The organism is Candidatus Nitrospira bockiana (genome assembly GCF_965152565.1).
Window position 1 is genome coordinate 2,222,354 of the sequence record NZ_OZ224215.1, and the last position, 23,162, is coordinate 2,245,515.

Sequence of the window (23,162 nt, forward strand, 5' to 3'; positions counted from 1 at the left end):
ACTCGAACGGCTTCCTTCCTTCATCGTCTTCCTGTTGGCTCTCCATGGCGTCGCGCACGGTCCTCGACAAGGTCGTGGCGATCCTTTTTCCCAACAACGCGTTCGTCGCGTGCGGGTTTGAACATTCGGTCGCGAACATGTATTTTCTCCCGATAGGGGTTTTCATGGTGGCGGGAGGGGAGCCTGCAATCGGCCTCGGCTCCGTGCTGAGCCGTCTGCTGTTCGTCAGGATCGGAAATGTGCTCGGCGGCGCGGTGCTGGTGGCGTTGATCTACTGGTTCGTGTACCTCCGGCAGGCGCCGGGGGCCGACGGCGCCGTCGAGGCCCGGACGTCCATCGACGCCTCATGATCTATACGATCACCTTGAATCCCGCGCTCGACCATTATCTCGAGGTCGATGCTCTGACCGTCGAGGAAGCCAATCGAGTCCGGTCGGAATGTCTCTACGCCGGCGGCAAGGGGATCGACGTCTCCCGTGCGGTCCGCCATCTGGGCGGCGACAGCATCGCGCTCGGCTTCATCGGGGGGCACAATGGAGCGGTGATGCTGGAGCTGCTCAAGCGGGAGGGGGTCAACTGCTACTGCACGCCGATTTCCGATGAGACCCGCCGCAACGTGATCATCAGTACGCGGGGCCCGTGCGGGCAGACCCTGCTGCATTCCGCGGGGCCCAGAGTCACGCGCGAGGAATGGCGGAATTTCCTCACGCATCTCGACAGGCTCGATCTCCGGGACGCTTATGTGGTCTTGGGCGGCAGTCTCCCGCGAGGGATCGCGGTCGGTGCCTACGCCGAGATCATCCGGCTCGTGCAACGTCGCGGGGCCCGGGCGATCCTCGACGCCGATGGGCCGTGTCTCCGGCTCGGAATCCAGGCCAAGCCGTTTGCGATCAAGCCCAACGTGCACGAGCTTCAGCGACTGACCCGGCGAGCACTCCCCGACGAGGCGCATCTCCTGCACGCCGCCCGTCGGCTCCACCAGCAAGGGATCGAGATCGTGATCGTGTCCCGCGGGCCGGCCGGGCTGTTGGTGAGCAGCCCCGACGGCTCCTATCGCGCCACGCCTCCGCGGGTCACGGTCAAGAGCACGATCGGCGCGGGGGATTCGACCGTGGCGGGGTTCGTCTTCTGTCACGCCGGGGGGAAAGCGCTGGAGGACTGTCTGCGTGTGGCCACCGCGGCCGGCACGGCGGCGACGCTGCGCCCGGGAAACCAGCTGTGCCGGCTCCGCGACGTGCAGCGTCTGGCGCCGCGCGTGGCGATCACGCGATTGGCCTGATCGAGCGTCAGGCCCGATAAAGGAGGGGGCATGAAGATCGTGCTGGCGGTGGACGGGTCCAAGCATGCGCGATGGGCGATGCAGTGGGTGCGACAGTTGCCCTTGGTCGATCCGCCCAGGGTCGTCGCCGTGCACGCGCTCGATCTCGTCTCGTTGCGTGCGCCGTTCATGGTGCAGCCCGTGGTGGCGGGGAACGAACCCTATATCCAGCTCGAGATCAAACGGCTCGAGAAGCAAGCCCAGCGGGTCGTGACGGAGGCCAAGGAGTTCCTCGCGTCCTCGGGCTTGTCGGGGAAGGTGCTCCTCGAAAAAGGGGTTCCATCCCAGGCGGTGCTGAAACACGCGCGGCGCGGCGACCTGATCGTCCTGGGCAGTCGAGGCCTCAATCCGCTGGACCGGTTCATGCTCGGGAGCGTCTCCACGCAGGTCACGCTGCACGCGCCCTGTTCGGTCCTCGTCGTCAAACAGGCCCCCCGGCCGATCCGCCGGCTGCTGCTGGCGACCGACGGGTCACAAAGCGCTCACAAAGCGTTACGGTTTCTCTGCGACGCCTGGCGTCCGGAGGCGACGGAAGTGGTGGTCGCCCACGTCATGCCGTTCCTTCGTTATCCCGAGTTGAAGGTCGCCGGGCGCCATCTCGTCGATCGCCAAGCCGAGCGGTTGGCGAAGGCCGGGTACACGGTGCGCGAGGCGCTCAAGCTCGGCCGCCCCGCCGACGAGCTGATCGCGCTCGCCGAGGCGCACAAGGTCGACGCCGTCGTCGCGGGTGCCAAGGGCTTGGGAGCGATCGCGCGGTTCTTCCTCGGCAGCGTCTCCACCAAGTTGATCCACCATAGCCCGGCCTCCGTCCTCGTCGTCCGCTGACCCGGGTCTCTGCGTAGCGCGATCGCTGAATTCCGGATGCACGAATGCCGGCCTTCGGCTGCTCCCCCGACCTGTGGTGCTCTTCCCGGTTGGCCCCGCATACTGGAACCAAAGCCGGGAGGTGATTATGCGTGTCATCCGTACCCTCGTCCTCCTCTGCGCGGTGTTCGCCTGGACCGGGCCCGCGGCGGCCGCTGATCCCGACAAGATGGGGACGATCGAAGGAGACGTGCTCACGGTGGATGAGCAGACTATGCGGGTCAAGAAAGCGGACGGCCAGGAAATCGTCCTGCATCTGAGCAAGCAGACGCAGCTCGGGGACCGGTTCAAGCCGGGCGATCAGGTGGAAGCGTTCGTCACGCCCCAAGGCGCCGTGACCTCGGTGCAGCCGTTGAAAGGCGGGTTGAGGCGGTAGCGAGCGGAGGAAAGAGGTCCGGCGATCAGACGAAGTAGCGGCTGGTGTCGAAGCGGTACTCGGTGTTGTCCACGAGCCGGACGATCGAGCGAAGATAGTAGCCGCCGCGGTCCGTCTCCGCCAGGTCGAGCTCCGGCCCGTCGACGGCCTGACCCGCGGCGTCGCTGATGACGCGGACGACCGGGCGCTGGGCCATCCGGGCGTCCGGGTTCGGCTTCAACACGACGGCGAGCTCCCCGCTGTCCAGGAGCACGAGGCTTCCGATCGGGACGATGCCGATGCAGTTGACGAACAGCTTGAGCAGGACGGGATCGAAGGACTGCCCGCTCTTGGCGAACATGATCTTGAGCACCCGCTCGGGCGGCATCGGCTCCCGACGATAGACGCGCGCGGACGTCATCGCGTCGTAGCAGTCGGCGATCGTGAGGATGCGGCCCGTCAACGATTGCGACCACGGGACCGTCAGCTTGGGATAGCCGGAGAAGTCGAAGTTCATGTGATGCTCGAACGCCGCCGCGGCCATGCGGCCGGGCAGATTCGTGATCCCGCGCAGCCGGACCATGTTCATCACCCCTTCGGTGGGGTGGCTGCGCATCACCTGCCAGTCTTCCTCGGTGAACTCGCCCGGCTTGTTCAACACCTCCAGCGGGATCGACGCCTTGCCGGAGTCGTGGAAGAGGGCCGCCAGGCCGAGGTCGGCAAGGTCCGTCTTCGGATAGCCGGCGCGATTGCCCAGTGCCAACGAGAGCACGCAGACGTTGACCGAATGGTTGTGCGTGTACTCGTCGTGGCAGCGGAGCGTTGTCAAGCCGAGGAGGACCGACTCGTCGTAGCGCATCAAATCGACCAAGTTCTCGATCGCGCGCTTCGCCTGCTTGAAGCTGGGGCGCTTGCCGTCGCGCACGCTCTGGACCAACGCCTGCACCGCGCCCGCGGCGTTCGCATAGCTGCTCTTGGCCAGCGTGCGGGCTTCCGACCGCCGGTCCACTTTCGTGGCCGTCACGGCCTTGCTTTCTTCCACCTGGATCGACGTGATCCCCCGCTCCTTCATGTCCTGCTGGAGATCGAACACGGTCGTCGCGGCGGGGTCGCGGGTCACGAGCAGATAGGCGAACTCGCGGAGCTCGCCGGGCTCGATCGTGGGCGCAAACGAGATCGCCCCCAGCCGCCACGAGGCCAGCACGTCCATGAGCCCGGTGAACACGGCCAATTGTTGGGCGGTCACCTTCAGGTGCATGTCGCCCAGAAAGAGGAAGTCGTTCTGGAAACGCAGCACCACCGGATGGTCTTGCCCGAGCGTCTTGACGATCTTGTGAATCGCGTTGACGGGCTGGTTGAGCGCCGAATTCCCGCGGTCATGGATACGGGCGGTGCGGAGCAGGGAGTAGAGCTGGGCCACGCATTGGGAGCCGAGCCACAGAATCTGCTGGTCCAGGATGTCGCGCGCTTCGGAGCCGTGCGCGATCTTCCCCGACAGCGACCGTTCATGCGTGAGGAGCGGTTGGTCGACGGGCGAGCCGTCGGAACCGGAGGCGGCGGAGGATTTCGTCTCGATCATGGCGCTTTCACGTCCGGCTGGGCGGCGGCCGCTCCCAGCGCGGTTTCGCATGCCCTGCGGATCGCCCGGTTGAAGCGCTTGCGGCCGGCTCGAAGCGCCTCGACGGCGTCGGCGGTGCCGAGCGCACCCAACGCCTCGGCGGCGAGCACGGCCGTCTCTTCATGGAGCTTCCGGTTCCGCCAGGCTCGCCGGGTCACGAGCTGGCGCCAGTACGGGACGTTTTCGTCGCCGGACGCCAGTCGCATGGCGTGGAACAAGGCTCTCTTCTCGGAAACGGATCGATCAGCGAACGACGGCGACGTGACGATCGGAACCCACGTCTTGAAGGCCGTCTTGTACTCGCCCGCGGAGACGATCTTGAGGGCGGACAGCCGAACGGACTCTTCCGGGTCGTTCAGGAACGCGACGAACGGGTCGACTTTTCCCGACGGGCTCACGGCTTTCATCGTCCGCAACACTTCCTTGCGCACCCGCGTGTCGGGGTGGCGCACCAGCGGCTCCAGGTGCTTGAGCAGATGCTCGCCGCCGACCTTCCCCATGATGTAGACCAGGTTGCGCACCACGTACCAGCGGGAGTCGTTGAGCCCTTTGACGAGGACGAGGGGGTTGGCCTTCGCGTGGGTCGCCAAGACCTCGCAGACCATCATCCGGTGCACCTTGTGCTTGAGATTCGCCATGAGCATGCACAACGACGGCGCGGCCGCCGGGCTCAGCATGAGCAGCAGGGCATGCAGGTCCTCGGTCGGGCTGGCGGCGTTTGCGTTCAACGCTCCTTCGATCGCCCTCAGCCGGTCCGGACGGCCGAGCGAGTCGAAGAGCTGCCCCAGCTTGCTCTTGTGCTCCTCCGACAGATTCGGGCAGAGCTCCTGCGCCTCGTGGAGGAGGTTGACGAACATGTTCAGGAGCTTCCAATTGCCCGCCTTCGTCAGCGTCTCCAGGATGTCGGTGAACAGCCCCAGGAGTCGATCGAGGACGACGTGCGACTGTTCGCTCGCGAGGATGGCGGTCAGCATGTCGAGCAGATAGGTGATATTGTCGCGGGAAGACTCCGCTTGGATCTCCTCCGCGAGCTTCTGCATCTCCTCGGGCGACACCTCGTAGACGGCCACACTGCCTTGCCCTTGCGCCTGACCGCCCCCGAGCGTGGTCTCCTCGTCCTTCTTGCGCGCCGATTCCTGGGCCGCGACCTCGGTCAGAGCCGAGACGGGGCGGGTGAACAATTGGGAGTCCTGGGGCTCGAGCACGGTCGTGTCCGCCTTGACGATCTCCTCGGCGGTGACGAAGGAAATGGTCGAAAGATTCTTCTCCCAGAGACGAGTGACGATGTCGTCGTCCGACGCCTCCTGGTCGTAGGTGCCCCAGACGGCATCCAAGAAGTAGAGCAGGTCCTCCTGGCTCAGGCCCTCGTGGAGGGACAGCTCCCGAATGCCGTCGGCATGCAGCTTGAAAGCGAGATTTTCGGTTGGGGAGGAGGAGCGGTAGACGACTTCACCTTTATAGTACAGCTCCGACCGTTGGACGAGGAACTGCAGGACGTCCTGTGCCGCGAGTTGGATCGACAAGTAATTGTAGAATTGCTGGAAGAATTTCTGTGCGACGGGATTGTTCGGCCCGTACGTCCGGACCGTCTTGAACGTCTTGTCGAGCAGCGCCAGGAGTTGCTTGATGGCCTGGAACTCGGCCGCGTCGGGTGAGGCGCCGGGCTGGTTGGCGGTCGGCGATGCTGGTGCGGTGGCCTCTGGCATCGTAGCGGTCATTCCCGCGCTCCGGTCGGCGCGGCGGGCTCATCTTGCAAAGTCATGCGGCTTCAGGAACACTCGCGGTGGGCCAGCCCATCGTCCACGGACGATGCTGAGGAAAAGTGTCCCCGGTCGGCCGATTTTTGTCAATAAACCGAGGACTCAGAATCATTCGGTCACTGCAGATGGACGGCATGGATAGGTCATCCCGCACGATCTCCATCGTCTGTTTCGGCGACAGCCTGACCGCCGGGTACCAGGCGCCGACTCCGGACAACCCCGGCGGGGCCGAGACGCCATACGGGGTCTTTCTGGAGGAGCTGCTGGGCGGGAGGGCGTGCATCGCGATCAGCGGAGTCTGCGGGGAGCTGACCCGACACATGGTCGCTCGTTTTGCGCGGGACGTGATCGCGCGGCATCCGGACTACGTGGTGATCCTCGGCGGGACGAACGATCTGGGCTGGGACCTGGAGCCCGAGGAGATCATCCGAAATTTGATCACGATGTACGATACGGCCATCCAGGAGCAGGTCCAACCGGTCGCCGTGACGATTCCTTCCATTCGTGCCGACGCGGGCGGCGACCCGTCCGGCGCCGCGTGGATCGACGCGCATCTTCGCCGCCGGCGGATCGTGAACGCGTGGCTCGTGGAGCATGCGGCCAAGCGGGCGATGCCCTGTGTGGATCTCTTCGCGGAAACCGCCGAGCCCGGCACAGGGCGGCTTGCCGCCCGTTACTCGAACGACGGGCTGCACCTCACCACCGCCGGCTATCGTCTCCTGGCCGACCTCGTGGCCAGGCAGGTGGGTGAGCACGCGAGGAGGCGCCGGCCATGATCGAGGAGATCGACGACCGCCGGTTCGATCGCGTCGTGGAGACGTCGACGAAGCCCGTGCTCGTCGAGTTCTGGCAGCCGGGATGCGGCGGGTGCCGGGCCTTGCTCAAGGAGCTGGAGCGGCTTCAGGAGGACGTCGGGGACCGCGTGTTGATCCTCAAGATGAACGTGCAGGAGAACCATCAGATTCCCGCCGAGCTGGAGATCTCGTCGCTGCCCGCCCTGGCTCTGTACAAGAATGGACGGTTCGAGCGGTTTATCGGCGGTCTCGGGAAAATGGAGGAGATCCGGAAGCAACTGCCGCTCGCGTGACGGCGCGCGGATCGACGTCATACCGCCGGTTGACACCCGTCCACCTTTTGTTAGCTTTGGAGCAGGCCTCTTACGGAGGGTGGACTCATGCGAACGAACACGACGACGCTCCTCAGCGGGCTGCTCCTCCTTGTGTGCCTGGCGGGTGCGACGGGCTGCAGCAGGACGGTGACCGGAAACGCCGGTGACGGCCTCTTCGAACGGTCCGCGTCGGACCCACGTCGCGAGGGAGGAATCGCGTCACCGGGGGCGCGCGCGACCGTACCCGAGGCGAGGAGTCTGCCGCCGGGGCCGCCCTCGCTGTCGCAGGTCGACCGTCCCGATCCTCTCAGCCTCGGCCGGTCCGACGGCGAAGTCCGTATCGCCGGGGATGAGATCGTCACCAGCCCTCCGGCCTCCTCGGGCGGCTACGGCGACATGGGGATCCCGCGAAGCCGACGAGCCGTCGGGGACGGCGTGCCGGGCGGCGGCGCCACCGATCTGATCGGCGACCTCGGCGAGGTCGAGGGGCTCCACGACGTGTTTTTCGCCTACGACAGCGCGCTGATCTCGAAGGACGGGCAGCAGGCGCTACTCAAGAACCTCGCGTGGCTCAGGAGCCACACCGACAAGGGACTCGTGATCGAGGGACACTGTGACGACCGGGGGAGCTTTGCGTACAATCTCGTGCTCGGTGAGCGGCGGGCGCGGGCGATCGCGAAATTTTTGGGTGAACAGCGGGTGGAGACGAACCGGCTGGCGGTCGTCTCGTATGGAAAGGAACGGCCGTTCTGCCGGGACCTGGACGAACGCTGCTTTCAGCTCAACCGCCGCGCCCACATGATCGTTCGCCGCTGAGCGCTCAGAGTGTCCTCCAGGTGCGGCCGTCCGACTGGATCAGCCGGTCGGCCTCCACGGGACCCCAGGTGCCGGCCGGATACTCGGGCAGCCAGCGGGTCCCTTCGACCTTCCAGCCGTCAAGGATCGTTTGAACCCACCCCCATGAGGCCTCCACCGCGTCGCGCCGCATGAAGAGCGACGCGTCTCCCCACATCACGTCCAGCAGCAAGCGCTCGTAGGCCTCGGGCGAGACGCCTCCAAAAGCGTCACCGTAGCGGAAGTTCATCTCGACCGGGTGGGTCTGGGCTTTCGTCCCGGGCACCTTGGAGATGACGCGAAGCGAGAACCCCTCTTCGGGCTGGATGCGGAGCGTGAGCACATTGGGCGCTTGCGGCGTCTGGGGATTCGCGTTGAAGAGGATTTGCGGGATATCTTTGAACTGCACCGCGACCTCACTGGCGCGCTTCGCCAGCGCCTTGCCGGTCCGAAGGTAAAACGGCACCCCGGCCCAGCGCCAATTCTCCACGTACAGCTTGAGCGCCACATAGGTTTCGGTCGTCGAATCGGGCTTGACGCCCGCTTCCCGGCGATACCCCGGGACGTCCTCCCCTTTGACCTTGCCATGGGTGTATTGCGCTCGAACGGTCATGCGCGTGACGTCCGGGCCGACCAGCGGCCGCAAGCAGCGCAGCACATCGATCCGCGCGTCGCGGACGACATCGGGGTCGAGGGAGTAGGGCGGCTCCATCGCCACCAGGCACAGCAGTTGGAGGAGATGGTTCTGCACCATGTCGCGCAGGGCTCCGGTCTCGTCGTAGTAGGCGGCCCGCGTTCCCACCCCGTTGGTTTCGCTCACGGTCATCTGGACGTGGTCGATGTACTTGTTGTTCCAGACCGGCTCGAAGATGCTGTTCGCGAACCGTAAGACCATCAGGTTCTGAACGGTTTCCTTGCCGAGATAATGATCGATCCGAAAGATTTGTGACTCATCGAAGACCTGCCCGAGCGCGTCGTTGATGTGGCGGGCGGATTCCAGATCCTGACCGATCGGTTTCTCCACGATGACCCGGCAAAAGGGCCGGGAGGGATCATGAGGATGGGCGAGGCCGGCCTGCTGCAGGCCCCGGCAGGTCGGGATGTAGGCGTCGGGTGGGACGGCCAGGTAGAAGATGCGATGGCCGGGGAGGTGCAGCTCCGCTTCGAGCGTGTCCAGCGTCGTCTTGAGGGCGGCATAGGTCTTGGGGTCGCGACCGGATCCGGCCAGATAGAAGAGGCGGCGCTCGAACTCGGCCCAAGCGCGGGTCTCGGGCGGCCGACGTGAATGCTCCTCGACGCCCAGTCGCAATTGGGCGCGAAATTCTTCGTGCGTCAGCGGGGTCCTCCCGGTCCCGAGCACGACGAACTCGGGCGGCAGCATCCCGTCGAGCTGGAGATTGTACAGCGCCGGGATCAGCTTGCGGCGGGTCAGATCGCCCGACGCGCCGAAGATCACGATGGCACAGGGCTCCGGCACCTTCTTGCGCCCGCTGTCCGCCTCCATTTGGAGCATCGATCCCCCTACGGCCGGGTCAGTGCTTGACCGCATGGCCGCCGAACGCCCGTCGCAAGGCCGCCAGCATCTTGTCGGCAAAGGACTCGGCCTGCCGGCTGCGGAACCGTGTGAAGAGGGCGGTGGTCAATGCAGGGACCGGCACGTCCTTCGCGATGGCGTCTTCGATCATCCACCGTCCTTCTCCGGAGTCCTCGACGTACCCTTTGAGCTGCTCGAGGCGCGGGTCCTCGGCGAGCGCGTCGGCCGCGAGCTCCAGCAGCCATGAACGGACGACGCTGCCTTGGAGCCAGAGCCGGGAGATGCGCGCCAGATCGAGGCGATACTCGCTCTTGGCCATCAGCTCGAACCCTTCGGCATATCCCTGCATCAGGCTGTACTCGATTCCGTTGTGCACCATCTTGACGTAGTGGCCGGCGCCATGGCTTCCCACGTGCGCCCACCCGCCGGGCGGCGCCAGCGTCTCGAAGACGGGGGCGAGACGCCGGACGACGGCCTCACCGCCGCCGACCATCAGGCAATAGCCGAGCTTCAAGCCCCAGACGCCGCCGCTCGTGCCGACGTCCACGTAGTCGATCCCGCGCGTGCGAAGCTCCGTCGCACGCCGTACATCGTCGTGGTAACGCGTGTTGCCGCCGTCGATGATCGCGTCGCCGCGCTCCAGCAGGTCTCCCAACGCGCGCACGGTCTCTTCGGTCGGTGGTCCCGCGGGGACCATGACCCAGACGGCGCGCGGGGGACGGAGCTGCGCCGAGAGCTCGCGCAGCGTGCCGGTCCCAATCGCCCCGGTCTCCTCCGCCTGCCGGACGACCGGCGCCGATCGGTCGTAGACGACGACGCGATGGCCGCCTTGGCGGAGGCGGGTGACCATGTTCATGCCCATCTTTCCCAGGCCGATGAATCCAAGTTCCATGGAAATCCTCTCAGCGGTGGCTATGCGGCGGGTCGTCGGGTCTAATCTAACACACCTGCTCGGCGGCCTTCCGAGCCGATGAATCATCGGGCGAGATCCGGGCGGTCGGGATCAGCCGGCGCGCGCGATCAGCCGGGTGACGAGCGCTCGCTCGTCCGCTTCCGACGTGAGCTCGCCGTTCAAACGCCCTTCCAGCAAACGGTCCAGGATTTCTCGGTAGATCGGCCCCGGTTTCACGCCGGCGGCCTGCAAATCGCGGCCGGTGAGCGCGGGCCTCACCTGCCGGTACGTCGTGAGATACGCCGAGATCTGCCGCTTGACGGCCTCCGAGCTCGTCTTCGCCAGCAGGAACAACAGGACTTCGTCGGACAGGCCTTCGAGCAGGCGGTAGACTTCCGCAGGCTTCGGCGGAGGCCGCCGTCCGAGGCGCCGGAGGATCGCGGTCGCATGCGTCCGCGCCTCGTGGAGCTTCTCCGCGTGGCGCTGCCGCAGGTGCAGCCGTTTGACGGTTTCGCGGACGGCGTCGGGGGGCAGCAGGTCCATGAGCGCCATGAAGTACACGAGCCATCGCTCGATGGGCCGGTCGAGGTACAGCAGCCGGTACCAATCCAGGGCGTCCTCCACGGGTTTGAGCCGCGCCTCGAGCTGGCGTTGGCGTTGGAGCTTCGGGTGGAGGAATCGCAGGAGGTCGAGCTCGGCGAGCCTCGCCACCGCCCGCCGCGGCTCCTCCTCGGACAAGAGGAGCATCAGCTCCGTCAGCAGCCGGGAGCCGGACAGGCGACGGAAGAGATCCATCTTGACGGCGCCCTTGATCAGCGCAAGGGTTTCCTTCCCCAACCGAAAGCCGAAGCGGTGCTCGAAGCGGACGGCGCGAAAGACCCGTGTCGGGTCCTCGACGAAGCTCAAGCTGTGCAGGACGCGGATGAGCTTGTCCTTCAGATCCTGCTGCCCCCCGTAGAAGTCCAGCAGCTCGCCGAAGCGCCGGGTGTTCAAACGGACCGCGAGCGTGTTGATCGTGAAGTCGCGCCGATACAGATCCTTCTTGATCGAGCTGCGCTCGACGGTGGGGAGGGCCGTCGGGTATTCGTAGTACTCGGTGCGGGCGGTGGCGATGTCGAGCTTCACGCCGTCGGGCAACGTGACGACGGCGGTGCCGAAGCGGTCGTGGGTCTTCACCGACGCCTGCCACTCACGGGCCAACGCCTCGGCGAAGGCGATGCCGTCCCCTTCGATGACCAGATCGAGGTCCAAGTTCGGCCGGCCGAGCAAGAGGTCCCGCACGAAGCCGCCGACGACGAACGCGGAGACGCCCAGGCGCTCGGCCAGGTCGCCGGCCTGCCGCAACCGCTCGAAGACCGGCGCCGGGAGGTGGGCCTTCAAGTGCCCCCGGACGTTCCGAGAGCGGGAGGGGAAGGGCCGCTCCTCGCCTTTCGGCCTGATCCGGGTGGTCGCGGCGATGTCGTGATGCAGCGCGCGCAACAGGTCGGTCCGTGTGATGACCCCGGCCACGCGATCCTCGTCGAGCACCGGAACGAACCGCTGATTGCGTTCCAGCATGCGCTGCTCGACCTCGCGGAACGGTGTGCTCAGGCCGGCGGTATAGACCTCCGTCTGAAGGAAATCGGCGATCGGGACCTTGTGAAATTTGTGGAAGAGGGCTTTCTGCACGGTTTCGCGCGTGATGATGCCGCGGTACCGATCGCGCGCATCGACGACCGGCATCGCATTCACCTCATATTTCGTCAACGCCCCCTCGACCGCCGCCACCGTCATCGTCTCGGCCGCCACCTTCGCCGGCGTCGTCATGACGTCGCGGGCGAGGAGGATCGGCCGCATGCGGTGCGCCAGCCAGTCGAGCACCTGCTCGCGGACCTCGATCAACGTGCGGCCCTTCACCGTGGCCGCCGCCGCGACCGCGTGGCCGCCGCCGCCGAGCTCGCGCGCGAGCGCCCCGACGTCGAAATCCTCACGGCGGCTCCTGGCGATCACCTCGACCTTCTCCTCCAGCGCGATCACGCACACGGTCGCGTCGAGTCCTTCCATTTCGGCCAGCTTCTGCACGACCTCCGCCAGATCGCCCCGGTACCGGTCATACACGCTCGCCGCGAACAGGACCTTGCAGCCGTCGACGTAGAGCGTCTCGGCGTGGTGAAGGAGGTCGTTCATCAACGCGATCTGGTCGGGGGCGAGCGGCCGCCGCAACGTGTCCGTGACGACGTTCAGGTCCGCCCCGGCGCGCAGGACGTGGGCGGCCGCTTCGAGGTCGCGCGGGGTGGTGGAGGTAAAGGCGAGGAAACCGGTTTCTTCATAGAGGCCGAGCGCCAAGACGGTGGCCTCGAACGGGGTGAGCGAAATCTGCCGGCGCATGAGGTGCTCGATCAGGATCGTGGTGGTGGCGCCGACCGGCTCGATCAATTCCACCGCGGGGCGCCGCCCGGCCTCGCCCTCCGCCTTCTCCGACGGATGATGATCGTAGACCTCCAGGACGACCCGAGGATCTTCATACAGCCCCTTGAACGGTCCGAGGCGGTCGGGGTCGTGCGTATCGACGAGGATCAGCCGAGTGACCTCGCCGAGCGGCACGTCTTTGGGGCGCCGGAGACCGAGATCATGGACGGCGAGAAAACCGCGGACCGCTTCCTGCGCCCCGGCGGGCAGCGACAGGATCGCCTGGGGATAGAGCTTTCGCACCGCGACCATCGAGGCGAGCCCGTCGAAATCGGCGTTGAGGTGTGTCGTGATCAGCTCCACCGGACGTCTCCAGCGGACGAGCCCTGCGATTGTAGCAGGAGACGACGAGGGAAGAACAACCGGGCTAGTCGATTCGCTGGGGAAGCGGGATGTCCTTCAAGACGACGTCGGCGAGCTCGCGCGCGAGGGCCAGCCGTTCGGGGAGCGAGGGCGCCGTGAGGAACTTCTCGAACAGCTCGCCGAGGGCCGGATCACGGGTTCCGATGAACTTCAGCATCTCGGCGGGCGCGGTCACCCAATAGCCCTTGAGCCGGAAGTAGGCTTGAAGGAGGTGATCGAAAAAGATGGTGAGCAGGTATTGGGCGGTCGCCGGGTGCTGGACCACATCCTCCGCCTTCCCCAGCCGGTGCAGGCAATCGGCCTTCAGGCGGATCTTCTCGTTCATGCTCGCCGGCCTCGGGCCTTGCCGAAAGCGCTGCGCGGCCTTCTCGACGAGCCGGGCCCCGATCTGCTCGTAGTCGAAGAGGATCCGGCCTTTTCGCAGCAGCGGGGGAAGCCTCGGGGTAAAGGGCAACTCCTGTTCCACCGCCTTGTGGCTGCGATAGCGGATGTCGACCTGCCGGTCGGCGACGCGCACGACTTCCTCGCCTTCGTCCTGTCCTTTCACGAGCGCGATGAAGTTCAGGTCGCTGTGCGGGGTCAGCGCCCGGCGGATCCCCGAGCCCACCAGGATGACCGAGACCAGATCCGCACCGCGCCGGCCGCGAATGTAGCCGAGGGCCTCGGCGATGACCTTGTCGGTGCCCGGAGGATCCGGCAGCGGCGGCTGCTCCGGCGGCTCGGGGAAGGGGAGCAGCTCGTCCAGCAGCTCCTGCCGATTCGGGACAGGTGACGGCCCGGTCGACGGAGGAACATCAGGTTCCATCGGCATCATGACCCGGACCATGGAGCACGGCGCGGATCTTGGGCTCGAGCGAGGCCAGCCATTGGTCGAACGGCTGGGCGGCATCGACGACGATCTCCAACTTGCCGTTCGGGAGCGTCCGGATGGCGCCGGGCGTCTCCGGCGACAAGGGAATCTCCACCCATTCCCGATTCAGCCCCAGGCGATCGGTCACCTCCAAGATCTGCGTAATCTGCTGAAACGACACCATCGCGAGCATGGGCGGGCATTCTAGAAGGCGAGAGACAGCGCGTCAACCGGAAAGCAGGCGCGGGACGCACGGGCGGCTCTCCAAGCCTACATTCGCGGCCGGACGGCTCCCGCCGAACCGCCGTCCGGAGCACGGGGGGGACGGTCGAGAAAAGGTGACGGACCGGGGGAACCGGGCCGCCCGGCCGTCGGCGCTCGGCTCGTGAGGCGTCAGCTTACGCCGGCCTCGCTCAGCAGCGAACGCGTCGTCCAGTCGCGAAGCGCCTGGAGATGCCGACCCTCCTCCGCGAGCGCGGTCTGGAACTGCCCGGCGATCTCATCCAACCCCATCTGCTCGGTCAGCTTGATCAGCATTTCCCAGCCGTCGTGGTCGGCGAGCTCCGCGATGTGGATGGCATGGAGGCTTTGGACAACCGAGGTCCGGGGGTCGGCGATGACCTGGATGAGCCCCATCCCGGCCACCCCGCTCGCGTCCGCACACGGCGTCTGGACGGTCGGGTCGGCCCCGAGCCGTGTGATCACGTTCCAGACCATCAGGAAGTGTGCGGCTTCCTCGTCCCGAAAGTGCTGCAGCTCCTCGAGCGGCAGGGCCGCGGCCTCATCTCTCCTGATGCGGCATTTGCCGAGCAGGGCCTCGTAGAGCCGGGTGCCGGCCCGCTCGAAGGCCAGCCGCTCGCCGAGCTTGTCGATCAAGACTTCGGGTTTCTTGCCCGTGAGCTTCTGGAGGGCGGATTGCGCAAGGCCTTTGAACGTGCCGGGGACCGGGACGGTCCCGATCGGTTCGGCCTGCTCGAGATAGCTGGCCCGGAACGCCGCAAGGGCCTGCTCGTCCCCTTCCGAGGTCGGGATCGACGACCGGGCGGCCGACACGAGCGGCTGGGTGTCGAGCGGCGACATGTCGAGTCCGGTTCGATTCATGCCGAGGTCTGACGGCAGCTTCATATCGCCTCCTTCATCGTTCGGACGGGTGTCTTCTCGGTGAGCTCGGTGCCCGGGGCCCAGCGATACCCCGCGGCCACGGTCTGGGTCGGGGAGCCGTCGGCGTTGAGCCGGCGGCGGTATGCGAGCGATCGCTCCGGCTCCTGACTCTTGTCCACGAACTGGGTGCCGTTCGCCCGCAGGTGGACTTCGTCGCGGAGGACGGTGCGCACGAATTCCCGCTGGCTCGCGTACTCAATCGGCTGAGGCAACGTGCCGGGGAGGATCTCGGCCGGGTCGCGGCGTTCCATGCGCGTGAAGACCTCCATCGCGTACTGGAGCTGCCCCAGCTCGTAGTCGAGAAAGCGTTCCCAGATGGCCTTGATCCGCGGATTACTCTCTTGCTCGACGCAGCTATAGTAGTTGTAGACTTCGTTGGCCTCATGCAGGACCCACTTCTCCAGCCACGTCTCCGTCGGATCGATGATCGACTCGTACTGCGTGACGTGCTGCTCCTCGATCGACGCGATCTCCGCGTACAGGGCACGGGCCATCGGGTCGGCGAAGATCGGGCCGACGTTCATGTAGTAGTTGTGGGTCTGCTGTTCCCCGGCCATGATCGTGAGCGCGTGCAGCTTGGTGACCGGGTCGGCGCGGCGCCGGTCGTAATGCTCGCGCAGATCGTCTTCCGGCGCGCGATGCTCCTCGACGGTCGGGCGGCCGGGCAAGACGTCCGTGTAGCATTGGAGGATGTTGTTCGCATCCTTACCCTCGACCCGATCCAACAGCGCCGAGTAGCGATACAGATGGTCGAAGTCCTCGAGCAGCCCGAAGCGCAGGACTTGGGCGATGTAGGGATCGGGCTCGACCTGCGCCAACGCCGCGGTCACTTCGATCGCCACCTGTTCGTAGGCGATCGTCGTCTCGATCGGCGACTGGTCGGCGGGCAACAACCAATTCACCATCGTCGCTTGGTGCTGCTCGATGCGTCTGACGGTGGCCAGCGATCGCTGGAGGTCCTGATTCATCCGAGCGCATGAGTGCGAAAAGCGAAGGGCTTCCATTTCGATGCCGTTCATCAAGATGATGCGTACCCGGGTGAACGCATCGTCGTTCAGCTTGCTGATCGGACGCGACACCATGTCCTTCCAGGTCAAGGTCTGCTTCTGAATCGGCGTCCCTTTGTCGTGTAGGAGATCGGGTGGCATAGTCCTCCTCGGTGTTCAGTTGGTCCCTCGTTGTACTTGGACGGGAGCCGGGTCGACTATCAGCCGCCCGGCGGACGCGCGTCGTTCGCGGCTCCTCGACCTATCAGCCGGTGCAGGACAGGAGAGGATGAACCGGTGGCGGGCAGGTTGTGTACGTAGACCTGGTCCCTCCGCGGACCTGCGGATCGGTAGGACAGCGCGCCGCCTCCACGGCGGACATACCACCGGAGGTCGGCGGGCTCTAATAGGAAGAGGAACGCACGTTCACACTGCATTCAGGAGGGCGCCATGGGACATCGAACGGTTCTGTCGATCCTTGCGACTGCCACGGTCTTCGCCGCGTCGGCCCTCTCAGCAGGCGGGCAGTCGGAGGGGATCAGTCAAGGAGACAAGGTGACGATCGCCTTCACCCTGTCGGTCCCGGAAAGCCATTTCGTCATGCGCGACAACGTGAGCGAGTACGTACCGGGCCAGCACCAGTTGGTGCCCGGGTTGGAGCGAGCCTTGATGGGGATGAAGCCCGGCGAAGAGAAACGGGTGGAGCTCGGTCCGGAGGACGGGTTCGGGCGCTATGACGAGCAGAAAAAAATGAGCGTCTCCCGCGAGGAGTTGCCGCAGGACGCGAAAGTCGGGGACGTGTACCAGACGGCCCACGGGCAGCCGTTCATGGTCCAGGACATTTCCGATCGGACGGCCGTGGTCGACTTCAACCATCCGCTCGCGGGGAAGCATCTGGTCTTCGATGTTCGCGTGCTGAAGGTGGACCGGCCGGAGGGCCACGCGATGCAGCCGGCTGCATCGAGCGCCGCCCAAGACCCAACGATCGTCACTTTGACGGGCGCCACCATCGAGCAGGTGGACCAGGAGAGCCACCAGCTTCGGGTCCGAACCCAGGAAGGGGAGAACTGGTCGCTCCGGGTCACGCGGGACGACCTGTTGCAAGGGCTTCAAGCCGGCGACCGTGTGAGCTTGGAGTTGAACAGCGACAGCCGCGTGAAAAACGTCATCAAGGCCGCGGGACCATGAACGCGGGGGCGGGGGCATGGCGGCCGTACGCACAGGCGGGCGATGGCTTCCGGCTCCGTCGAGCCCCTTGCCCGCCTGCATTGTCGCGGCGGTCACCATGACAATGATGCTGGCCGGGTGCGAGCCGCGAAAGCCGACGCCGTTCGCGCGCTCTTCACCCGCGCCCCCGGCCCATCTTCACGCTCTCTGGCCTGCCTGATCCCGGCCGGCACAGCGGCACGGACCGGCTGCACCGGCGGCGGATCCGATTAGGGCCGCGCCCCACCTCGGGGGTCGCCCCGATCGCGCGACCCCGTCCGCCGGCCGGGCGCTCGTTTCCTTCGAGCCACGTACCGGTCGCAGCGGCACTGACGACAAGGCCCGCGCGTGCCCGCCACCATGCTGTGGAGGCGTTTGTGATGGCCGCAGTGGCACAGGCGGTCGGCTCGTGTTCGTGCGCTCATGGGAGCGGTGAGGGTGAGGTTTGTCTACCTGAACCTAGCCTTAACCTCAACCTCCTCCTGCTGCTCACCCCGTCTCCCGATCCACCGTCGCTCCAGTCGCATCGGCCGTGCGCTTACGCAGACGCCTCAATCGCGCGTGCGCGTATATTCGGTCTATGATGGAACGACAGCGGGGGCGGATATGACGTCCCGATTGATTACGTGGCTGGCGATAGCCGGTGGACTCGGCGGGATCTTCTGGGCGATCGTGCTGTGGTTGACCAAGGCACCGCCTGGACCGACGGAGAAGAAGCGGGCCGCCTGAGCAGGTGCTCGCTTCCGGCTGCTGGACCGCCTAGGCCGATTGCTTAGGTGATTGCCTCATCTTGCCAGATCACGGCATCCTGCTAGAATGCCGTGACTTCTCGCCGGCCGACACGAGAAAGGACGTATTGCTGACACGAAACCTCACATGCCTCTGGACGAGTCAGCTCCTCTCACAAATCGCCGATAGTGTCACCAAGCTCGCCCTGCTCTGGTTCGTGTATTCGGTCACCGGCTCGGCCCTCAAGACGACCCTCATCGGTCTTCTCCAAACGGTCTCCTCCATCGTCTGTACTCCGTTCATCGGGCTGCTCGTCGATCGCCTGCCCAAGAAAACCATCCTCATCGTCACCGACCTGCTCCGCGGGATCTTCCTGGGCGTCGTGCCGTGGCTGCTTCCCCACAACGGGCTCACCGTCGATGCGCTCTATCTGCTCGTGTTCTTGTACGGGCTGGCCTCGGCGGTGTTCACCCCGGCCTTGTCCGCCTCGATTCCATTTTTGATCAAGGGGGAGCACTTCACCGCGGGGAATGCGCTGCTGCAGAGCACCACCAGCATCGGGATCATTTTGGGTCCGATCATGAGCGGAATCGGGATCGCCGCCCTGGGCCCCCAAGAGGTCTTGTCGTTGAACACCCTCACGTATCTCGCCAGCGCCGTCCTGCTGTTCCCCATTCGATTCACCGAACCCGTCCGGCCGCGTGCGGCCGGAGGCCACGACCGTATGTCGGTGGCCATGCTGGAAGGCGTTCGGTTCACGTTTCTCGCCTCCCCGGCGATCGTCTCGCTGATCGTGGTGGCGTCGCTGTATACGTTCGGGAGCGCCGCCTTGACCACCTTGCTGCCGGTCTTCGGCAAGAGTCTCTTTCATTTCGGTCCCGTCGAGGTCGGGTACTTGTGGTCGTCGTTGGGAGTCGGCTTTCTGCTCGTCTCGCTGGCGCTGTTGCGGGTGTCGCACTGGTCGCGGCGGGCAAGAATGCTCTTGATCGCCGGCGCGAGCGCGCTTGCCGGGGCGGCGTTGCTCGCCCTTCTGTGGGTGATGCAGCTCGGATCCGCGGTGCTCCTGATCACGATCGTCGGGGTCGGGCTCGGGACGCTCACTCCGATTGCGTGGGGGATCCTCCAGGAGCTGGCCCCCCTGCGGATGCTGGGGCGCGTCATGGGGTTGTACACCGCGGTGGCGATGACCACCTCGCTCGCCGGGATCTGGGTGTTCGGGTGGGTGACGCAGTCCGTCGGTGAAGCCTCCGGGCTCCTGGGCATCGGGGTGGTGCTGCTGCTCGTGGCCGTCGCGAGCCTCACCCTCCACCGACGCATCGCCAGCGGGACCGTGAAGGTGCCGGTACTCCACCTGCAGCCCGCCTCGGTCAAAGACAAGTCCGCCCGGGAGGCGTTGACGCTGATCCACTGACGGGGCACCGGACCGGAAGCCGGCGACCGGTCTGTCTATGCTCCAAGTGGATCGTTACGGCCGTGAGGCCGGCCGTCGTCTCGAGAGGGTGACACGATGGGGCCCGCTGTGCTGGCAACGCGGATGCGACGACTGCTGGCGGTGGCGGGCGTTCTCGGCGTTTCGGTCCTGCTGGGTCTCCTCGACGTGCTTCTCCTGCCGCGGGGGCTCGATCCGATCTTGTACGTCATCCCGGCCGCGTGGATCGCCTTGTGGTCGGCCCGAACCGAGAGCCGATACGTGCTGGCGATCGCCTGCCTGTGCTCGGGCTTCGTGCTCGCCGGCGGCCTTCGAGACGCGTCGATGCCGGCCGTGCAGATAGGGCATCGGCTCGCCGGGGTCGGCGTGTTGTGGGTGATCGCCGCCCTGTCATTGGCGCGAAAGCGGGTCGAAGGGGAGGTCCGCATGTTACGGGGCCTCCTTCCGATTTGCGTCTACTGTAAGAAGATCCGGGACGACCACGGGTATTGGAAGCAACTGGAGGTCTACATCGCCTCTCATTCGGAGGCGGATTTCAGCCACGGTCTCTGTCCGGAATGCGGGTCCCGGCACTATCCGGACATCCTCGGGAAGGAAGGCCTGCCTCGTACCGGGACGCGGGCTTGCTGACGGCCCGCCTCATGGTTCGCCATGCGCCTGGTAGTCAGGGCGCCCTCTTGACGTCAGCGAAGGCCCAGCAAGGGCAAGATCTTGTCCAGGAACAGGCGGGCGAGCTCGCGATGGCCGGCGTCGTTCGGGTGGAAGCCGTCGAGGTCGAAGACGAGGTCTTCCCGGACCGGCTGCGCGAACAGATCCACGATCGTGGCGCCGACGGCGCGGGCCTCCGTCTCGATCGCCTGATTGAATTGACGCACGCGTTCGAGGGTCACCACCGGGCTGGGAGTGCGGCGAAAACGGGGCAATTGCGTCAGGTCCGGAAGATTGGCGACGACGATCGATTTCGAGATGTCGTTCTTGAGACGTTGGAGGATGAACCGCAGGTCCTCCTGAAAGCGTGTGGGGTCGTCGCCGTGAACCAGGTCGTTCCCCCCGGTCCACAGCGTGACTAGATTCGCCTTGTACCGAGCCTGAACGGCGAGACGGACCTGTTCCTTGATCAGATCGATCCGCGCGCCCGGGATGCCGAGGTTGAGCAGGAAGACCCCCGGCATCCGCCGGTCCAACTCGGCCTTGATGAGGTAGACGTAGCCCTCCGTCAGCGGGAGCGCTCCCACCCCGGTCGCGTCGCTCGCGCCGAGGGCGAGATAGACGAATTCGATCTTCCTGTCCCGCGGCCCCTTCGCACAGGCGAGGAGGGCGCCGCACAATAGAACGATGAGCCCCAGCGAGAAGAGACGCGATCGGGTCATGATCATCACCTCATCATAACGTGAGCAGTGTATTGGAGCGGCCGAGCACGGCCGGAGACACACCGCAGCCGCCGGACCATCCAACGGCCGGCTGTCAACTGCGGTGTGCACCGGGCCGATGAACCGCGCCCGGCCGGGAACCGAGCAACGCTGCACCCGAACAGATCGTCGGTCGCGGCGCCGTCCAAAGAGGGCACCGTCATCCGGCGCCGGACCGCCGGTGACGCTGCTGCTTTCAGCGCTTGGCTTTCCAGGTTTCCTCAAGGAGTTCCCGCCACTCGCGCCTCGCCAATGCCGGCATCGTCGTAATCGAGATATGGCCGATGGCCGAGTTGAGCAGGGCGGCCTTCATCGCAGTGCGATTGTCGGGAAACTCGAGAATGGCGACGACGTCGTATTCGCCGAGGCAGTAATAGGCGTCGACCAGCCGGCCGCCGAGCGATTCGATGTTCCGCTGCACGGCATCGGATCGAGAGACGCCTTGATCCTTCATGGTCTTCACGCCGTCGGTGGTGAATTTCACGAGGCTGACGTACATCGGCATGGCCTCCTCCTTTCGTGAAGCTGGACAACGCCGCGTGTCGAGACCCTCTTATCAGGTCCGGATGTGCTCGAATGTAAGTCGTCAGCCGGTTCGGCTGTAGGCCGTAGGGACCAGGTGTTTGCTGTAGATCGGTCACTGACGCAAGGGGCCGCGTGCCGCTGATCCCCCGGCCACGGCGGCTGCGTCTATGCTGCGGTATGCTGATCCGCCAATGCGCGTGGTGCAACGAGATCCTCGGCACGGTCCCGAGCGAATCAACCGGTGTGACGCACGGGATCTGCCGGTGCTGTGAAGCCCGATTGCTCGAAGGGCTCCAGAATCCGCACTCGCCTCGCCGCTCAGCTTCCACTCGGGTGTCGGGCGTTGCCTGACCCGTCCTGTTCCTTCCCGATCTTCCTCGGTCCCGCCCAAGCAACCATCGTGTCATCCGGTGTGATGTGGTCGCGACCAAGGCGATTCCTCAGACCCCTCAGTGTGGCTGAGCATGGAGAGACGGAGAAGAGGCCGACCGGACAGGGTGCGGCGATGAGGCATGGGAGCCGGATGCTCATCCTGGCTCAGGCGGGAGGACCGTAACCATGCGCATCCTGACGCTGAATCTACAGGGGTACGAGGACAAGCATGGGGCGTGGCACGTTCGGCGCGACGTGATCCTGCAGGTGCTCCGCGAGCGGCGTCCCGATCTGGTCGCGCTTCAAGCCGTGGCAAAGGACCCGAAGCAGCACAACGGAGCGGATCAGGCGGGGCAGCTTGCCGATCGTCTGCCGGAGTACAAGGCGGTTCACTTCGTTGCCGCCGCCGACGACGGCCAGGGAAAGCAGAAGGGATCAGCCTGGCTCTCGCGTCTGCCCCTCGATCATGTGGACGCGTGCCGGCTTCCCGTGGCGTTGCCTCCCGGCCCGGATCACGATCGAGAGCCGCGGCTGGTGCTCGCAGCCCGGCTCGGCTCGCCGGCCGTCTCGGTCTTCAACTGCCACTTCTCATGGGTCTACCCTCAGGCCGTGGCGAACGTGGAGGCGGCCCTCCCGTTCATCCATCGGATGCCCGAGCCGTGGCTCATGCTTGGCGACTTCAATACCCCTCCGGACACGGACTTGCTGCGGCGCCTGGCGGCCGAAGGGTGGACCGACATATGGGCCCAGCTCCGTCCGCACGACCCCGGGTATACCTTTGAGTCGAACGCCCCCGACAAGCGTATCGATTACGTGTGGGCTCATCGAAGTTGTGCGTCGCGTGTCCATGCCATTGAGCTGGTGACCGCTCCGCCGAATCCCGTTGGCGCCCGGCTCTCCGACCACCTCGGACTCCTGGTGACGCTGGGCAGATGAGCCCCGGTCCTTAGGGCCGCCGGTTGTCCGGTCTTCGGCACCTCATTGCACGGAGCTGGCCGGGGCTCCCGCTTCCCGGCGCCGACTTGTATGCGCCGGCGCGGCCGTCCACTGCTTCGGCCTCTCGGACCGTCGCGGGCTTCTCCGAATAATAGGCGTCACTCCGGTAGTCGGAACCGGTATCCGCACACCCGAGCAGGCCGCCGACGAGCGAGCAGAGAACTACCGTCTTCATCGTGCGCGTCATTGCACCCTCCTTGGTCGCTTTACGCCCGAGGTCGCAAGCTCCAGGCCATCCGTACCATCTGGAACCGCTTGAATTTCTGTCTTTGAGGATCGAGGAAGAAGACAGGGCGTGACCCGACCAAGGCACGTTGTCCCGGATCAAGATCGTGAGTTCTGCCGGCCGCCTGTGCCGGAGCGGAATTGACAACGGCAGACACCTCCGTCAGCATGCCGGAAAGC

The 23,162-nt window shown here is 65.7% G+C and carries 24 protein-coding genes; 12 read left to right on the top strand and 12 right to left on the bottom strand.

Translation table 11 applies throughout. The features are described 5' to 3' along the window. Positions 1-44: 44 nt before the first annotated feature. From ACWHYV_RS10855 to ACWHYV_RS10870, 4 genes are all read left to right on the top strand, one after another. On the top strand, positions 45-350 hold the full coding sequence (locus ACWHYV_RS10855; protein WP_447980659.1) for a formate/nitrite transporter family protein: 306 nt from the start codon (positions 45-47) through the stop codon (positions 348-350). Further along, positions 347-1,279 (top strand): 1-phosphofructokinase, encoded by a 933-nt coding sequence (pfkB, locus tag ACWHYV_RS10860; protein WP_447980660.1) that lies wholly within the window; start codon positions 347-349, stop codon positions 1,277-1,279. The genes ACWHYV_RS10855 and pfkB overlap by 4 nt, the downstream gene beginning before the upstream one ends. Positions 1,280-1,309: 30 nt before the next feature. Next, the gene (locus tag ACWHYV_RS10865; protein WP_447980661.1) at positions 1,310-2,143 is read left to right on the top strand and encodes a universal stress protein; all 834 of its coding nucleotides are present in this window, start codon (positions 1,310-1,312) and stop codon (positions 2,141-2,143) included. 127 nt (positions 2,144-2,270) lie between these two features. Beyond that, positions 2,271-2,558 (top strand): hypothetical protein, encoded by a 288-nt coding sequence (locus ACWHYV_RS10870; protein ID WP_447980662.1) that lies wholly within the window; start codon positions 2,271-2,273, stop codon positions 2,556-2,558. Positions 2,559-2,583: 25 nt separating this feature from the next. On the opposite strand, the gene ACWHYV_RS10875 is transcribed toward ACWHYV_RS10870, so the two are convergent. Continuing rightward, a complete protein-coding gene (locus ACWHYV_RS10875) occupies positions 2,584-4,116 on the bottom strand; it encodes an HD-GYP domain-containing protein (protein ID WP_447980663.1) in 1,533 nt (510 codons plus the stop codon). After that, positions 4,113-5,873, bottom strand: coding sequence for a HEAT repeat domain-containing protein (locus tag ACWHYV_RS10880; RefSeq protein ID WP_447980664.1), 1,761 nt, complete (start codon positions 5,871-5,873; stop codon positions 4,113-4,115). The genes ACWHYV_RS10875 and ACWHYV_RS10880 overlap by 4 nt, the downstream gene beginning before the upstream one ends. 176 nt (positions 5,874-6,049) lie before the next feature. Between ACWHYV_RS10880 and ACWHYV_RS10885 the strand changes: the two genes are divergently transcribed. The 3 genes from ACWHYV_RS10885 (at position 6,050) to ACWHYV_RS10895 (ending at position 7,839) form a co-directional block, all read left to right on the top strand. Next, the gene (locus ACWHYV_RS10885) at positions 6,050-6,691 is read left to right on the top strand and encodes an SGNH/GDSL hydrolase family protein (RefSeq protein WP_447980665.1); all 642 of its coding nucleotides are present in this window, start codon (positions 6,050-6,052) and stop codon (positions 6,689-6,691) included. Further along, positions 6,688-7,002: a thioredoxin family protein gene (locus ACWHYV_RS10890; RefSeq protein ID WP_447980666.1), complete on the top strand. Its 315-nt coding sequence runs from the start codon at positions 6,688-6,690 to the stop codon at positions 7,000-7,002. The genes ACWHYV_RS10885 and ACWHYV_RS10890 overlap by 4 nt, the downstream gene beginning before the upstream one ends. An 87-nt stretch (positions 7,003-7,089) precedes the next feature. Beyond that, positions 7,090-7,839, top strand: coding sequence for an OmpA family protein (locus tag ACWHYV_RS10895; protein WP_447980667.1), 750 nt, complete (start codon positions 7,090-7,092; stop codon positions 7,837-7,839). A 4-nt stretch (positions 7,840-7,843) separates the two neighbouring features. On the opposite strand, the gene zwf is transcribed toward ACWHYV_RS10895, so the two are convergent. From zwf to ACWHYV_RS10930, 7 genes are all read right to left on the bottom strand, one after another. Then, positions 7,844-9,370 (bottom strand): glucose-6-phosphate dehydrogenase, encoded by a 1,527-nt coding sequence (gene zwf, locus ACWHYV_RS10900; RefSeq protein ID WP_447980668.1) that lies wholly within the window; start codon positions 9,368-9,370, stop codon positions 7,844-7,846. A 19-nt stretch (positions 9,371-9,389) separates the two neighbouring features. Next, positions 9,390-10,283, bottom strand: coding sequence for a phosphogluconate dehydrogenase (NAD(+)-dependent, decarboxylating) (gene gnd, locus ACWHYV_RS10905; RefSeq protein ID WP_447980669.1), 894 nt, complete (start codon positions 10,281-10,283; stop codon positions 9,390-9,392). Positions 10,284-10,394: 111 nt separating this feature from the next. After that, positions 10,395-13,034, bottom strand: coding sequence for a CBS domain-containing protein (locus ACWHYV_RS10910; protein WP_447976524.1), 2,640 nt, complete (start codon positions 13,032-13,034; stop codon positions 10,395-10,397). 64 nt (positions 13,035-13,098) lie between these two features. Next, the gene (locus ACWHYV_RS10915; protein ID WP_447976525.1) at positions 13,099-13,899 is read right to left on the bottom strand and encodes a hypothetical protein; all 801 of its coding nucleotides are present in this window, start codon (positions 13,897-13,899) and stop codon (positions 13,099-13,101) included. Continuing rightward, a complete protein-coding gene (locus ACWHYV_RS10920) occupies positions 13,889-14,137 on the bottom strand; it encodes a hypothetical protein (RefSeq protein WP_447976526.1) in 249 nt (82 codons plus the stop codon). Before ACWHYV_RS10920 ends, ACWHYV_RS10915 begins: the two co-directional genes overlap by 11 nt. 200 nt (positions 14,138-14,337) lie before the next feature. Further along, positions 14,338-15,069: a ferritin Dps family protein gene (locus ACWHYV_RS10925; RefSeq protein WP_447976527.1), complete on the bottom strand. Its 732-nt coding sequence runs from the start codon at positions 15,067-15,069 to the stop codon at positions 14,338-14,340. Beyond that, positions 15,066-16,253, bottom strand: coding sequence for a hypothetical protein (locus ACWHYV_RS10930; RefSeq protein WP_447976528.1), 1,188 nt, complete (start codon positions 16,251-16,253; stop codon positions 15,066-15,068). The genes ACWHYV_RS10925 and ACWHYV_RS10930 overlap by 4 nt, the downstream gene beginning before the upstream one ends. A gap of 288 nt (positions 16,254-16,541) precedes the next feature. Between ACWHYV_RS10930 and ACWHYV_RS10935 the strand changes: the two genes are divergently transcribed. The 4 genes from ACWHYV_RS10935 (at position 16,542) to ACWHYV_RS10950 (ending at position 20,085) form a co-directional block, all read left to right on the top strand. Continuing rightward, positions 16,542-17,279, top strand: a complete 738-nt coding sequence (locus ACWHYV_RS10935; RefSeq protein WP_447976529.1) for an FKBP-type peptidyl-prolyl cis-trans isomerase — start codon at positions 16,542-16,544, stop codon at positions 17,277-17,279. Between the two features lie 624 nt (positions 17,280-17,903). Beyond that, a complete protein-coding gene (locus ACWHYV_RS10940; RefSeq protein ID WP_447976530.1) occupies positions 17,904-18,026 on the top strand; it encodes a hypothetical protein in 123 nt (40 codons plus the stop codon). Between the two features lie 127 nt (positions 18,027-18,153). Then, a complete protein-coding gene (locus ACWHYV_RS10945) occupies positions 18,154-19,437 on the top strand; it encodes an MFS transporter (RefSeq protein WP_447976531.1) in 1,284 nt (427 codons plus the stop codon). A gap of 96 nt (positions 19,438-19,533) precedes the next feature. Continuing rightward, positions 19,534-20,085 carry a hypothetical protein gene (locus ACWHYV_RS10950; protein ID WP_447976532.1) on the top strand — a complete coding sequence of 184 codons (552 nt, stop codon included), beginning with the start codon at positions 19,534-19,536 and terminating at the stop codon, positions 20,083-20,085. A gap of 53 nt (positions 20,086-20,138) precedes the next feature. Here ACWHYV_RS10950 and ACWHYV_RS10955 read toward each other — a convergent pair whose 3' ends face one another. Both ACWHYV_RS10955 and ACWHYV_RS10960 read right to left on the bottom strand, forming a co-directional pair. Continuing rightward, positions 20,139-20,825 (bottom strand): SGNH/GDSL hydrolase family protein, encoded by a 687-nt coding sequence (locus tag ACWHYV_RS10955; RefSeq protein ID WP_447976533.1) that lies wholly within the window; start codon positions 20,823-20,825, stop codon positions 20,139-20,141. Between the two features lie 235 nt (positions 20,826-21,060). Beyond that, positions 21,061-21,369: a GYD domain-containing protein gene (locus ACWHYV_RS10960; protein ID WP_447976534.1), complete on the bottom strand. Its 309-nt coding sequence runs from the start codon at positions 21,367-21,369 to the stop codon at positions 21,061-21,063. Between the two features lie 578 nt (positions 21,370-21,947). On the opposite strand from ACWHYV_RS10960, the gene ACWHYV_RS10965 reads away from it, so the two are divergent. Next, positions 21,948-22,697, top strand: a complete 750-nt coding sequence (locus tag ACWHYV_RS10965) for an endonuclease/exonuclease/phosphatase family protein (protein ID WP_447976535.1) — start codon at positions 21,948-21,950, stop codon at positions 22,695-22,697. A gap of 10 nt (positions 22,698-22,707) precedes the next feature. On the opposite strand, the gene ACWHYV_RS10970 is transcribed toward ACWHYV_RS10965, so the two are convergent. Beyond that, entirely contained in the window at positions 22,708-22,944 is a 237-nt protein-coding gene (locus ACWHYV_RS10970; RefSeq protein ID WP_447976536.1) for a hypothetical protein, read from the bottom strand. Between the last annotated feature and the right edge of the window lie 218 nt (positions 22,945-23,162).